This window comes from Vogesella oryzagri, assembly GCF_040148885.1.
GTDB classification, from domain to species: domain Bacteria; phylum Pseudomonadota; class Gammaproteobacteria; order Burkholderiales; family Chromobacteriaceae; genus Vogesella; species Vogesella oryzagri.
This window is the reverse complement of the sequence record NZ_JBEFLD010000007.1, coordinates 70,354-82,716: the sequence shown is the minus strand read 5'-3', so window position 1 is coordinate 82,716 and position 12,363 is coordinate 70,354. Positions and strand designations below refer to the sequence as shown.

General features: G+C 61.4%; 12 protein-coding genes. 6 read left to right on the top strand and 6 right to left on the bottom strand.

Annotated features, from left to right (window positions below; all coding sequences use genetic code 11):
- Nucleotides 1-67: 67 nt before the first annotated feature.
- From ABNW52_RS13850 to ABNW52_RS13825, 6 genes are all read right to left on the bottom strand, one after another.
- On the bottom strand, nucleotides 68-1,171 hold the full coding sequence (locus tag ABNW52_RS13850; protein WP_349588914.1) for an alpha-hydroxy acid oxidase: 1,104 nt from the start codon (nucleotides 1,169-1,171) through the stop codon (nucleotides 68-70).
- Nucleotides 1,172-1,294: 123 nt separating this feature from the next.
- Nucleotides 1,295-2,044, bottom strand: a complete 750-nt coding sequence (locus ABNW52_RS13845) for a hypothetical protein (protein WP_349588911.1) — start codon at nucleotides 2,042-2,044, stop codon at nucleotides 1,295-1,297.
- Nucleotides 2,045-2,114: 70 nt separating this feature from the next.
- On the bottom strand, nucleotides 2,115-3,503 hold the full coding sequence (locus tag ABNW52_RS13840; protein WP_349588908.1) for a tryptophanase: 1,389 nt from the start codon (nucleotides 3,501-3,503) through the stop codon (nucleotides 2,115-2,117).
- Between the two features lie 455 nt (nucleotides 3,504-3,958).
- Nucleotides 3,959-5,473 (bottom strand): lysine--tRNA ligase, encoded by a 1,515-nt coding sequence (lysS, locus tag ABNW52_RS13835; RefSeq protein ID WP_349588906.1) that lies wholly within the window; start codon nucleotides 5,471-5,473, stop codon nucleotides 3,959-3,961.
- A 60-nt stretch (nucleotides 5,474-5,533) separates the two neighbouring features.
- A protein-coding gene (prfB, locus tag ABNW52_RS13830; protein WP_349589376.1) for a peptide chain release factor 2 occupies nucleotides 5,534-6,638 on the bottom strand; the annotation gives its coding sequence in 2 pieces (ribosomal slippage) (nucleotides 5,534-6,556 and nucleotides 6,558-6,638; 1,104 coding nt in all).
- A 108-nt stretch (nucleotides 6,639-6,746) separates the two neighbouring features.
- The gene (locus tag ABNW52_RS13825) at nucleotides 6,747-7,733 is read right to left on the bottom strand and encodes a malate dehydrogenase (RefSeq protein ID WP_349588903.1); all 987 of its coding nucleotides are present in this window, start codon (nucleotides 7,731-7,733) and stop codon (nucleotides 6,747-6,749) included.
- A 207-nt stretch (nucleotides 7,734-7,940) separates the two neighbouring features.
- On the opposite strand from ABNW52_RS13825, the gene ABNW52_RS13820 reads away from it, so the two are divergent.
- The 6 genes from ABNW52_RS13820 (at nucleotide 7,941) to ABNW52_RS13795 (ending at nucleotide 12,344) form a co-directional block, all read left to right on the top strand.
- The gene (locus ABNW52_RS13820; RefSeq protein WP_349588901.1) at nucleotides 7,941-8,669 is read left to right on the top strand and encodes a GntR family transcriptional regulator; all 729 of its coding nucleotides are present in this window, start codon (nucleotides 7,941-7,943) and stop codon (nucleotides 8,667-8,669) included.
- Between the two features lie 225 nt (nucleotides 8,670-8,894).
- On the top strand, nucleotides 8,895-9,269 hold the full coding sequence (gene sdhC / locus ABNW52_RS13815; RefSeq protein WP_349588898.1) for a succinate dehydrogenase, cytochrome b556 subunit: 375 nt from the start codon (nucleotides 8,895-8,897) through the stop codon (nucleotides 9,267-9,269).
- Nucleotides 9,263-9,607, top strand: a complete 345-nt coding sequence (sdhD, locus tag ABNW52_RS13810; protein WP_349588895.1) for a succinate dehydrogenase, hydrophobic membrane anchor protein — start codon at nucleotides 9,263-9,265, stop codon at nucleotides 9,605-9,607. Before sdhC ends, sdhD begins: the two co-directional genes overlap by 7 nt.
- Nucleotides 9,607-11,373, top strand: coding sequence for a succinate dehydrogenase flavoprotein subunit (gene sdhA, locus ABNW52_RS13805; RefSeq protein ID WP_349588892.1), 1,767 nt, complete (start codon nucleotides 9,607-9,609; stop codon nucleotides 11,371-11,373). Before sdhD ends, sdhA begins: the two co-directional genes overlap by 1 nt.
- Before the next feature lie 21 nt (nucleotides 11,374-11,394).
- Nucleotides 11,395-12,099: a succinate dehydrogenase iron-sulfur subunit gene (locus ABNW52_RS13800; RefSeq protein ID WP_349588889.1), complete on the top strand. Its 705-nt coding sequence runs from the start codon at nucleotides 11,395-11,397 to the stop codon at nucleotides 12,097-12,099.
- Nucleotides 12,096-12,344 carry an FAD assembly factor SdhE gene (locus tag ABNW52_RS13795; protein ID WP_349588887.1) on the top strand — a complete coding sequence of 83 codons (249 nt, stop codon included), beginning with the start codon at nucleotides 12,096-12,098 and terminating at the stop codon, nucleotides 12,342-12,344. Before ABNW52_RS13800 ends, ABNW52_RS13795 begins: the two co-directional genes overlap by 4 nt.
- The last annotated feature ends 19 nt before the right edge of the window (nucleotides 12,345-12,363 follow it).

The following is a 12,363-nucleotide window of genomic DNA, read 5'->3' as shown; positions in this document are numbered from 1 at the left end:
ATGACAAAGCCCGCCAAACGGCGGGCTTTTTTGTTGTCGCTCGACACTTGCGGCCAACCTTGCCGCGTTACTGCGGCCACAGCAGCCGGCGGTCGATATCGTCCAGCGTGCGGCAGCCGGTCAGTGCCATCGCCACCTCCAGCTCTTCCTGCAGGATGCGCAACAGGTGCGCCACCCCCAGCGCCCCAGCCACCGACAGTGCATGCACAAACGGGCGGCCAATCAGCACCGCCTGCGCCCCCAAGGCCAGCGCCTTGAGGATATCGCTGCCGCGGCGCACGCCGCCATCCAGCAACAGCGGCACCCGCTCGCCCACTGCGGCAGTAATGGCCGGCAACGCCTCCAGACTGGCCGGTACCGTATCCAGCACCCGCCCGCCGTGATTGGAGACGATGATGCCATCCACGCCGTGCTGCACCGCCAGTTCGGCATCGGCGACCGACAGCACCCCCTTGAGTAGCAGTGGCAGCCGCGTCTGCTGCCGCAGCCAGGCGATGTCTTCCCAGCGCGGTGCCTGCGCCATGAAACTATCGAACACCACGCTTTGCCCGCCCAGCAGCGCCGGCAGCGCCATTGCCTGACCCGGAAGGTTGGCCGCATACACCGCGGGAGGCAGCTGGAAGCCGGCACGCTGCTCGACGTTACGCACCCCGGCCAGCGGCGCATCCACGGTCAGCACCAGCGCACGATAGCCGGCGGCCTCGGCACGGCGTAGCAGCTGCAGCGTCACCTCGCGCTGCGGCTGCCAGTACAGCTGGAACCACAATGGCCCCTGTGCCGCGGCGGCAATCTCTTCCAGCGGCGTGCTGGCCAGCGTGCTCACCAGCATGCTGCTGCCCACCGCCGTCGCGGCATACGCCGCCGCGCGTTCTCCATCGGCATGCGCCAGCTTCTGGTACGCCACCGGCGCCAACAGCAGCGGATGGCTGAGCGACAGACCAAACAACTCGCGGCGGCAATGCCCACCGCGCACATCCGCCAGCACCCGCGTCTGCAACCGCCAGCGCGCAAACGCCGACAGGTTAGCCGCATGGCTCAGCTCATCGGCGGCGGCACTGTCGATATAGGCACGGGCATTGGCGGACAGATAATGGCTAGCATAGCGCTGGTAATCGGCAGCGCTTACCAGATCGGCCGGAATATGGTCCAGCGGCGGCAGAGCGTCGGTCATGATGGCAGAACAAGGGCTAAAGCAGGCACCTTAGCCAAATCGAGAATAATTATCAACAACAGCTTATTACCAGCGCGGCGGCAAACCGACGCAAGTGGCCGCCATGTCGCTGACCCGGCTCGCTCAGCCCTGCAACACCCGGCCATCGCGACAATCGATCAGCCGATCGATCGCCATCCCCGGCGGTATGCAGGCAAATTCGCCCGGCGCGCTGATCAGCATCAGCCCATGATTGCTCGGTCGTGGGAACCATTTGTCATCAGTGGCAACGCGGACATTGCCCACGCCAAAATAGGCCAGCATCGGCAAGCTGTAGCTCCACACCGCGTAGCGTTGCAGCCCGCTGCGATAGATCGGCAGATAGCCATAGGAAGTAATGCGCTGATCGACGCCGATCTGGCGGAAGAACGCGGTTTCGCGCTGCTGTTTGTCGCGCACCAGCAGCGCGATGCGCTGGCGCTGGGCATCGCGGCGCTCGGCGGGATACTTATACAGCAGCTGCCCGATGCGGTCTGCGGTATCCATCATGCCGCCGTGAAAGGCCACGATGGCATACAACCCCAGCTCGCGGCTGCTGGCGGCGGTGAACACGTAATTGGCACACGAGGAATTGCAGTAGCGCGGCACCGACACCTTCAGCCGATGGCGAAACACCCACTCGCCCAGCGCCAGACCGTGCTCGAAATTGCCGCCCTGGCTGGAGATCACCAGCGTTTCCGGCTTGGGCTCCACCGCTTCATACAGCTGGTACAAACGCTGGTTGGCCTGGGCGGACAACTCGCCGCTGTAAATCAGCGCCTGCCCCGAGAGCGACAGCTCCACCGTGGTCAGCGCCATGGCCACGCCCGGCAGCAGCCAACCTACAAGCAACAATACATATCTCATTGCGCCATCCTGCCAGGATTGCGCCACAACGGGCAGGGCAATGCCCTGCCCGCTTGCCTTACACCGGCTTCAGCCGTGCGGTGAAATGACGCAGCAGCGGCGGCTCATACTCGAAGGTCAGGCCACGGATACTGGCCGCACGGGCACGAATGTCGATCAGGCAATCGGCGATATAGTCCATGTGATCGTTGGTATACACCCGGCGCGGAATGGTCAGTCGCAGCAGCTCGAATGGCGACGCTTCCTGCTCGCCGGTGGCCGGGTTGCGCCCCAGCAGCAGCGAGCCGATTTCCACACCACGGATACCCCCTTCAAGATATAGCTCGCAGGCCAGCGCGTGGGCTGGAAACTGCTCGGCCGGGATGTGCGGCAACAGCTTCTTGGCATCGACGAACACCGCGTGACCACCGGTCGGAGTCTGGATCGGAATGCCGCCGGCCGCCAACCTGTCGCCCAGATACGCCACCTGGCCGATACGGTAGGCCAGATAGCTTTCGTCCATGCCTTCCTTCAGACCGATGGCCAGCGCCTCCATATCGCGCCCGGCCAGCCCGCCGTAGGTGATGAAGCCTTCCATTGCCACACAACGCACCTGCACGGTACGGAACAGTTCAACATCATCCTTGAAGCAGCACAGGCCGCCGATATTCACCAGCGCATCCTTTTTCGCCGACATGGTGAACATGTCACCGTGGCTGAACATCTCGCGCACGATGGCCGGCACACTCACATTGGCATAATCCGGATCGCGCTGCTGGATGAACCAGGCGTTCTCGGAAAAACGTGCCGCGTCGATAATCACCGGAATGCCATGCTTGCGTGCCAGCGCCGCCGATTCGCGGATGCTGGCCATGCTCACCGGCTGGCCACCGGCACTATTGCAGGTAATGGTGATGATCAGGCCGGCCACGTTGGCCGCACCCACCTCTTCGATGGTGGCCGCCAGCCGCGGCAAGTCGAAATCACCCTTCCAGTCGTACGCGGTGGTGGTGTCCAGCGCCTTGTCGGTGAGCACATTGATGGCACGGGCACCGGCAATCTCCACGTGCGCCTTGGTGGTGTCGAAGTGGTAGTTGGAGATGAACACCGGGCGGTCGCCTTGACAGCGCTTCACCAGTTCCGGAAACAGGATCTGCTCGGCACCGCGGCCCTGGTGCGTCGGCAGCGTGTACTGGTAGCCGAACACCTCTTGTACCGTATCGGACAGGTGGTAGAAGTTGCGGCTGCCGGCATAGGCCTCGTCACCGGTCATGATGCCGGCCCATTGCCGGTCGGACATGGCACCGGTACCGCTATCAGTCAGCAGATCGATGTAGACATCTTCACCGCGCAGCAGGAACGGGTTCCAGCCAGCTGTCTGCAGTGCTTCGCGGCGATACTCGCCGGTGGTTTGCTTGATCGGTTCCACCATCTTGATGCGGAACGGTTCGGGAATGCGTCGTGCCATGAGGATGCTCCTTGGCTTGTGGCCAACCTTTGCGCGCACGGCAGCAGCGCCTGCGCTCGTGGAAACGGCGGGCAGGCAAAGTGCGTGGCGGGGCCACAAGACAATCAATTCAATTGTAGAAAAGGGAAAAGCGGGACGGCAGCCGGCAGGCTGCAGGGAGCATCAGGCGCGGGGAAAATCGTAGGTCAGCACAACGTCGAGGTTGTACCAGTGGGACTGCGTCAGGCTGGCACCCCAGCTTGTCGCAGCGCAGACAAGCAGATTCATGTTGGTCTCCGTTGCTAACAGACCTGCCATGCGCGGCACGACAGGTGGCGGTGAGATTACGCCTGTGCCACCCACGCCGCAAGCGTTGTCGATATTGCGCTGCACGATGCCCGCATGAAAAACGCCACGAGCAGTGCTCGTGGCGTTTGGCGAAGGCGGCAGCAACGCGCCGCACAGCGGCGCAGTGCTTAGTCCTGATGCTCGTGACGCATCTGCGGGAACAGGATCACGTCGCGGATGGACGGTGCGTCGGTCAGCAGCATCACCAGGCGGTCGATGCCGATGCCGCAGCCACCGGTTGGCGGCAGGCCGTATTCCATGGCGCGGATGTAGTCGGCGTCGTAGTGCATGGCTTCGTCGTCACCGGCATCCTTCTGTTCCACCTGCGACATGAAGCGCGCGGCCTGGTCTTCCGAATCGTTCAATTCGGAGTAGCCATTGGCGTGCTCGCGGCCAACGATGAACAGCTCGAAGCGCTCGGTGATGCCCGGTTGGGTATCGGAACCGCGTGCCAGCGGCGACACTTCCACCGGATAGTCGATGATGAAGGTCGGGTTCCACAGCAGGCTTTCGGCGCACTCTTCGAACAGCGCCAGCTGCAGGCTGCCCAGCCCCGGTGCCGGCGGCAGTTTGCCACCTAGACGCTTGATTTCGGCGGCTACCCAGTCGGTGTCGAACAGCTGCTCATCGGTGTACTGCGGGTTGTAGTGCTTGATGGCACCAACGATGGTGAAGCGGTCGAAGCGCTTGCCCAGATCCACTTCCTTGCCGTTGTAGCTGACCACGGTGTGGCCGGTGGCGGCAATGGCACAGCTGCGGATGATCTGTTCGGTCAGGTCCATCATGCGCTGGTAGTCGCTGTAGGCCTCGTAAAACTCGATCATGGTGAACTCGGGGTTGTGGCGGGTGCTCATCCCCTCGTTGCGGAAGTTGCGGTTGATCTCGAACACGCGCTCCAGACCGCCCACTACCAGTCGCTTCAGGTACAGCTCCGGTGCCACGCGCAGGTACAGCGGCATGTCCAGTGCGTTGTGGTGAGTCACGAACGGCTTGGCGGTGGCGCCGCCCGGGATCGGGTGCATCATCGGGGTTTCCACTTCCAGGTAACCCTCGCCCACCATCACTTCACGCAGCGCCTGCACGATCTTGGAGCGCTTGATGAAGGTGTTGCGGCTGTCCTCGCTCATGATCAGGTCGACGTAGCGCTGACGGTATTTCTGCTCCTGGTCGGTCATGCCGTGGAACTTGTCCGGCAGCGGGCGCAGGCTCTTGGACAGCAGGCGCAGTTCGGTAACGTTCACCGACAGCTCGCCCTTGTTGGTCTTGAACAGGATGCCCTTGGCGGCAACGATGTCACCCATGTCCCAGTGCTTGAACGCGGCATGCACTTCCGGGCCGACGCCCTGGTCGTTGATGTACAGCTGGATCTGGCCGGACATGTCCTGGATGGTGGCAAAGCTGGCCTTGCCCATTACGCGCTTGAGCATCATGCGGCCGGCGACGGCGACATGAATGTTCAGCGGCTCCAGCTCGTCCTTGCTCTTGTCGTTGTGGCTGCTGTGCAGCTCACCGGCCAGGTGCTCACGCTTGAAATCGTTGGGGAAGGCAATACCGGCTTCGCGCAGCGCTTTCAGCTTCTCGCGACGCTCGGCCATGATGTGGTTTTCATCATGCTGCACCAGGCTGGATTCTTGTTCCGACATGGAAATCTCCGTCAAATGTAAAAGGTTGGCCGCAACACTGCGGCCAACCCTGGGAATGCGTTACACGCCCTGCTTCAGGCTGGCTTCGATGAAGCCGTCGAGGTCGCCGTCCATCACCGCCTTGATGTTGCCCACTTCGTAGCTGGTGCGCAGATCCTTGATGCGGGACTGGTCGAACACGTAGGAGCGGATCTGGTGACCCCAACCCACGTCGGTCTTGCTGTCTTCCAGGGACTGCTTGGCTTCGTTACGCAGTTTCAGCTCGCGTTCGTACAGCTTGGCACGCAACATCTGCCAGGCTTCGTCGCGGTTGCGGTGCTGAGAGCGGTCGTTCTGGCACTGCACCACAATGCCGGTCGGCGCGTGGGTAAGGCGCACGGCGGAGTCGGTCTTGTTGATGTGCTGGCCACCCGCACCGGAAGCGCGGTAGGTATCGGTGCGCACGTCGGCCGGGTTGATGGTGATCTCGAAGCTGTCGTCCACTTCCGGGTACACGAACACCGAGCAGAACGAGGTATGACGGCGCGCGTTGGAGTCGAACGGCGATACGCGCACCAGACGGTGCACACCCACTTCGGTACGCAGCAGGCCGTAGGCGTATTCGCCTTCGATCTTGATGGTGGCGCTGGTGATGCCGGCAACCTCGCCTTCGGACTCTTCCAGGATGTCTACCTTGAAGCCCTTGCGCTCGGCGTAACGCACGTACATGCGCAGCAGCATGCCGGCCCAGTCCTGCGCCTCGGTGCCGCCCGCCCCTGCCTGGATGTCCACGAAACAGTTGTTCGGGTCCATCGGGTCGTGGAACATGCGGCGGAATTCCAGTCTGGCAAGCTTGGCTTCGACCTCGTCCAGGTCGGCCTTCACCGCGAGGATGGTATCGTCGTCCTCTTCGGCCTTGCCCATGTCGAACAGCTCGGCACAGTCGGACAGTGTGGCGGCGATGCCTTCGATCACCAGTACCACGTCTTCCAGTTGCTTGCGCTCGCGACCCAGTTCCTGGGCTTTCTTCGGATCATTCCAGATGTCCGAATCTTCGGTCAGGCGGGAAACTTCTTCCAGACGGTCTTTTTTGCCGTCGAAGTCAAAGATACCCCCGGATATCGGTGTTGCGCGCGCTCAGATCGTCGATCTGGGCCTGAATCTGATTGAGAACTTCTGCTTCAATCATGGTGTAGAACCTCCACAATAAAGAACATTTTGCTGCTGATTATGGTAATTCAGTAAAGACAAAAAGCGCACCTCGCGGTGCGCTTTTGCCTGCAACACTCAGACATCAACCCAGCAGGTGGGCAACGCCTGCGCGCTCTTCTTCCAGCTCAGCCAAGGTGAAGTTGATACGTTCACGGCTGAATTCGTCGATTTCCAGGCCTTGTACGATCTTGTACTCGCCATTCTCGCAAGTTACCGGGAAGCCGAACATCACATCCTTCGGAATACCGTAGGAACCGTCGGACGGAATACCCATGGTAACCCACTTGCCGTTGGTGCCCAGCGCCCAGTCGCGCATGTGGTCGATGGCGGCATTGGCAGCGGAGGCAGCGGACGACAGACCGCGGGCGGCGATGATGGCGGCGCCACGCTTGCCAACGGTCGGCAGGAACACGTCGCGGTTCCAGGCTTCGTCGTTGATCATGGACTTGACCGACTCACCGTTGATGGTGGCGAAGCGGTAGTCGGCGTACATGCTCGGCGAGTGGTTGCCCCACACTGTCAGCTTCTCGATGTCGGCCACGGCCTTGCCGGTCTTGGCAGCGATCTGGCTGGCGGCACGGTTGTGGTCCAGGCGCAGCATGGCGGTGAAGTTGTTCGGATTCAGATCCGGTGCGGACTTCATGGCGATGTAGGCGTTGGTGTTGGCCGGGTTGCCTACTACCAGTACCTTCACGTCGCGGGAAGCCACAGCGTTCAGGGCCTTGCCCTGGCCGATGAAGATGGCGCCGTTGATGGACAGCAGTTCGGCACGCTCCATGCCCGGGCCACGCGGACGGGAACCCACCAGCAACGCGTAATCGGTGTCCTTGAAGGCGGTCATCGGATCGCTGTGGGCCTCGATGCCGGCCAGCAGCGGGAAGGCACAATCTTCCAGCTCCATGATCACGCCCTTGAGCGCGTTCTGAGCCCTCTCGTCAGGGATTTCCAGCAGCTGCAGAATCACCGGCTGATCCTTGCCCAGCATTTCACCGGAGGCGATACGGAACAGCAGGGCGTAACCAATCTGACCGGCTGCGCCAGTAACGGCAACGCGTACGGGGGCTTTCATCTAGGTACTCTCCTTTGGACGTGGCGATGGTGCGTGCACATGCTCTGACTTGCGCATGTTGCTATGCAATAGAGCCGGAGTGTAGCACGCAAGTTACGGTTTGTGACCATCACCTTACCCTGCATCTGCACCCCTTCGCAAGATTTGTCTTGTGTCTTATATAAGACTAGGCTTTACGCTTGATTTGTTTGATGTTAAAAAGCAGCCATGAATGCCAAATCCCTTCTTCGCCTACCGCTGTACGAGCAGATCAAACTGCAGATTCTGCAGCGGATTGCGAACAGCGAATGGGCCAGCAATGAACTGCTGCCCAGCGAATGGGAGCTGGCAGAGCAGTTCGCCGTCAGCCAAGGCACCGTACGCAAGGCGCTGACCGATCTGGTAAACGATGGCGTGCTGTTTCGCCAGCAGGGTCGCGGCACTTTCGTCGCCGAAGCATTGGATGACTGGGCTGGGATGAGTATGGTTTCCCCCGGCCTGCTGAACGAAAAACCGGATCGGCTGGCACGTGAATTCCTGGGCATCAGCCGTGCACACGCCAGCGAAGAGTTGGCCGCAGTGCTGGGCCTGCGCCGAGGCGCCAGCGTGCACCGCATCAGGATGCTGTGGCGCCAGCAAGGCCAGGCGGTCGCCATCGACGAAGTGACGCTGCCGCTGGAGCGCTTCGACACGCTGGACGCCCGCTGGCTGCGGCAGAGTGCCGGCGTGTGGGCGGTACTGCAACAGCACTTCGGGGTGCGACTGCGAGTGGCGGCGGAACAATGGCGCGCAGTGGCGCTGTCGCGAGAAGAAGCCCAACTGCTGCAAGCCCGCGAAGGCGATGCTGCACTGTTCTACCTGCGCGTGGCAAAAGACATGCAGGGACAGGCTGTGGAGTGGCGCGAACGCTGGTGCCTGACCGGCTCACTGGGGCTGACCCGGCAACAGCAGGACTAGCGGTTTTGTGTGTCGCAAAGGTGTAAGCAGGCGACCGTTTTATGTCAGGCGTCGGCATGGCGGCGCTAATTTGCTAGAATTTACGGACATGTTGCACCTGCAGCATCGGTTCGACATGTTTTTAATCGGGTGGGGGCAGCCACAAGGCCCCTGTTCAGAGGACTTCGCAGCCGTACAGCGGAGCCCGATATAACCACTTGGTACATGCACATCCAAGGAAGCTCTATGCAGAAGCAACGACCAAAGCACCTCGATCTGGGGAAGATCAGACTGCCTGTTCCGGGCATCGTCTCGATCCTGCACCGGATCAGCGGCGTGGCACTCTTCTTCGCCCTGCCGTTATTGATTTACCTCCTCTCCGGTTCTCTCAGCGCCGCTGAAACCTTCGATAGCTACCACGCAGTAGTTGCCCACCCGCTGATGAAGCTGATCCTGATCGGTTTCCTGTGGGCCTTCCTGCACCACGCTACTGCCGGCGTCCGTTTCCTGTTTCTTGATATTCACAAGGGCCTCGAGCTGCAAACCGCTCGCGCTACCGCCAAGATCGTCTTGGCCGTCAGCCTGTCCCTGACCGTGATCCTGGGGGCGATCCTATGGTAAACCGCAACGTCGTTGGCGCTCATTACGGCCTGAAGGACTGGATCGTTCAGCGTATTACTGCCGTCATCATGCTGGCCTACACCGTGATGCTGGTGCTGTTCCTGCTGGCCATGCCGGCCGGCTACGAGGGCTGGAAAACCCTGTTCAGCCTGACCTGGGTGAAAGTACTTACCCAGACCACGCTGCTGGCTCTGTTCATGCATGCCTGGGTTGGCATCCGTGACCTGTGGATGGACTACATCAAACCGGTTGGCGTGCGCCTGGCGCTGCACTCCCTGACCGCGGTTTGGCTGGTGTCCTGTTTCATCTATTCACTCAAGGTTGTCTGGGGGCTGTAATGACTGTACCCGTTCGTCGTTTTGACGCAGTGATTGTTGGCGGCGGTGGCGCAGGTCTGCGTGCTGCTCTGCAACTGTCCGAGTCCGGCCTGAAAACCGCCGTACTCTCCAAAGTATTCCCTACCCGCTCCCATACCGTTGCAGCACAAGGCGGCATCTCCGCCTCGCTGGGCAATGTGCAGGAAGACCGCTGGGAATGGCACATGTTCGACACCGTGAAGGGTTCGGACTGGCTGGGTGACCAGGACGCCATCGAATTCATGTGCCGCAAAGCGCCTGAAGCCGTGATCGAGCTTGAACACTTCGGCATGCCGTTCGACCGCCTGGAAAACGGCAAGATTTATCAGCGTCCGTTCGGTGGCCACACCCAGAACAACGGCCAGACTCCGGTGCAGCGTGCCTGTGCCGCCGCCGACCGTACCGGCCACGCCATGCTGCATACCCTGTATCAGCGCAACGTGCGCGCCAACACCCAGTTCTTCGTGGAATGGATGGCGCTGGACCTGATCCGTGACGAAGCCGGCGACGTGGTTGGTGTCACTGCCCTGGAAATGGAAACCGGTGAAGTAACCATCTTTCATGCCAAGGCCGTGCTGTTCGCCACCGGTGGCGCCGGCCGTATCTACGCCGCCTCCACCAACGCCTTCATCAACACTGGTGACGGCCTGGGCATGAGCGTGCGCGCAGGCATCCCGCTGGAAGACATGGAATTCTGGCAGTTCCACCCGACCGGCGTGGCCGGCGCCGGCGTGCTGATTACCGAAGGCGTGCGCGGCGAAGGCGGCATCCTGCTGAACAGCAACGGCGAGCGCTTCATGGAGCGTTACGCGCCGAACCTGAAAGACCTGGCGCCGCGCGACTTCGTTGCCCGCTCCATGGAACAGGAAGTGCTGGAAGGCCGTGGCTGCGGTCCGAACAAGGACTACGTGCTGCTGAAGCTGGACCACCTGGGTCCGGACATCATCAAGCAGCGCTTGCCAGGCATCCGCGAGATCGCCATCAAGTTCGCCGGCGTGGACCCGATCAAGGACCCGATCCCGGTGATCCCGACCTGCCACTACCAGATGGGCGGTATTCCGACCAACTACCGTGGCGAAGTGGTGGTACCGAAGGGCGACGATCCGGAAAGCCGCGTTAATGGCTTCTATGCGGCTGGCGAATGTGCCTGCGCATCCGTGCATGGCGCCAACCGTCTGGGCACCAACTCGCTGCTCGACCTGGTGGTATTCGGCAAATCCGCTGGCGACAGCATGGTCGAGTTCATCAAGAACGAGATGCCAACCTGGAAACCGCTGCCGGCCAACGCGGCAGCCAAATCGCTGGCCCGTATCGAGCGTCTGGACAACCAGACCGGTGGCGAAGACGTGACCGAAGTGCGTACCGCCATGCAGCGTACCGTGCAGGCCCGCGCCGCAGTATTCCGCAATGCCGAGAACCTGGCACTGGGCGTGAAGGAAATCCAGGAAGTCGCCGAGCGCGTGAAGCGCACCCAGATCAAGGACAAGTCCAAGGTGTTCAACACCGCCCGCGTGGAAGCGCTGGAACTGGAAAACCTGATCGAAGTCGCCGTGGCTACCCTGATTGCCGCCGACGCCCGCAAGGAGTCCCGTGGTGCCCACGCCCACGCCGACTACCCGCAGCGCGACGACGAGGTGTGGATGAAGCACTCCCTGTACTACGGTGAAGACCGTCGTCTGAGCTACAAGCCGGTACACACCAAGCCGCTGTCGGTGGATTACATCCCGCCGAAAGAGCGTACCTTCTAAGCGGCGACCAGGAGATCGAAGATGACCAAAACCCGTTTTTCCATTTACCGCTACGACCCGGACAAGGACGCCAAGCCGTACATGCAGGATTACGAGATCGAGCTCGGCCCGAACGACGTAAAACTGCTGGACGTGATCGTCAAGCTGAAAGCCATGGACGACACCCTGTCGTTCCGCCGCTCCTGCCGTGAAGGTATTTGTGGCTCCGACGCCATGAACATCAACGGCAAGAACGGTCTGGCCTGCGTCACCAACGTGGCCGACCTGAAACAGCCGATCGAGCTGCGTCCGCTGCCGGGCCTGCCGGTCATCCGCGACCTGATCGTGGACATGACCCAGTTCTTCAAGCAGTACCACTCGATCAAGCCGTACGTGATCAACGACACCCAGAAGCCGGAAAAGGAACGCCTGCAATCGCCGGAAGACCGTCTGGAACTGGATGGTCTGTACGAGTGCATTCTGTGCGCCTGTTGTTCCACTTCCTGCCCGTCGTTCTGGTGGAACCCGGACAAATTCGTTGGCCCGGCCGGCCTGCTCGCCGCGTACCGCTTCATTGCCGATACCCGCGACACCGCTACCAACGAACGTCTGGACAACCTGGAAGACCCGTACCGCCTGTTCCGTTGCCACAGCATCATGAACTGCGTGGACGTATGTCCTAAGGGCCTGAACCCGACCAAGGCTATCGGCAAGATCAAAGACCTGATGGTCAAGCGTGCCGTATGACCGACATCGATCCGGTTGAAATCAAACGGATCCGCTGGCGCTCCCGCCGCGGCCTGCTCGAACTCGATCTGGTGCTGGAACGTTTCCTCGCCAACGGTTTCGAGCAGCTCACCGCGGCGGAGCTGGCCGCGTACCGGAAGTGTCTGGAGCTGGACGACACCGACTTTCTGGACTACGTGAATGGCAAGGCGGAAGTACCCGATCCCGAGCTGACACACATCATCGGGATCTTGCGGACAGCCTGACTGGCCGCTGCAGCAAAAA

Bases quoted from the DNA above. Each gene is read 5' to 3' on its own strand.
- ABNW52_RS13850 (WP_349588914.1), bottom strand. From the start codon at position 1,171: ATGACCGACGCTCTGCCGCCGCTGGACCATATTCCGGCCGATCTGGTA.
- ABNW52_RS13840 (WP_349588908.1), bottom strand. From the start codon at position 3,503: ATGGCACGACGCATTCCCGAACCGTTCCGCATCAAGATGGTGGAACCG.
- lysS (WP_349588906.1), bottom strand. From the start codon at position 5,473: ATGTCGGAACAAGAATCCAGCCTGGTGCAGCATGATGAAAACCACATC.
- ABNW52_RS13825 (WP_349588903.1), bottom strand. From the start codon at position 7,733: ATGAAAGCCCCCGTACGCGTTGCCGTTACTGGCGCAGCCGGTCAGATT.
- ABNW52_RS13820 (WP_349588901.1), top strand. From the start codon at position 7,941: ATGAATGCCAAATCCCTTCTTCGCCTACCGCTGTACGAGCAGATCAAA.
- sdhC (WP_349588898.1), top strand. From the start codon at position 8,895: ATGCAGAAGCAACGACCAAAGCACCTCGATCTGGGGAAGATCAGACTG.
- sdhD (WP_349588895.1), top strand. From the start codon at position 9,263: ATGGTAAACCGCAACGTCGTTGGCGCTCATTACGGCCTGAAGGACTGG.
- sdhA (WP_349588892.1), top strand. From the start codon at position 9,607: ATGACTGTACCCGTTCGTCGTTTTGACGCAGTGATTGTTGGCGGCGGT.
- ABNW52_RS13800 (WP_349588889.1), top strand. From the start codon at position 11,395: ATGACCAAAACCCGTTTTTCCATTTACCGCTACGACCCGGACAAGGAC.
- ABNW52_RS13795 (WP_349588887.1), top strand. From the start codon at position 12,096: ATGACCGACATCGATCCGGTTGAAATCAAACGGATCCGCTGGCGCTCC.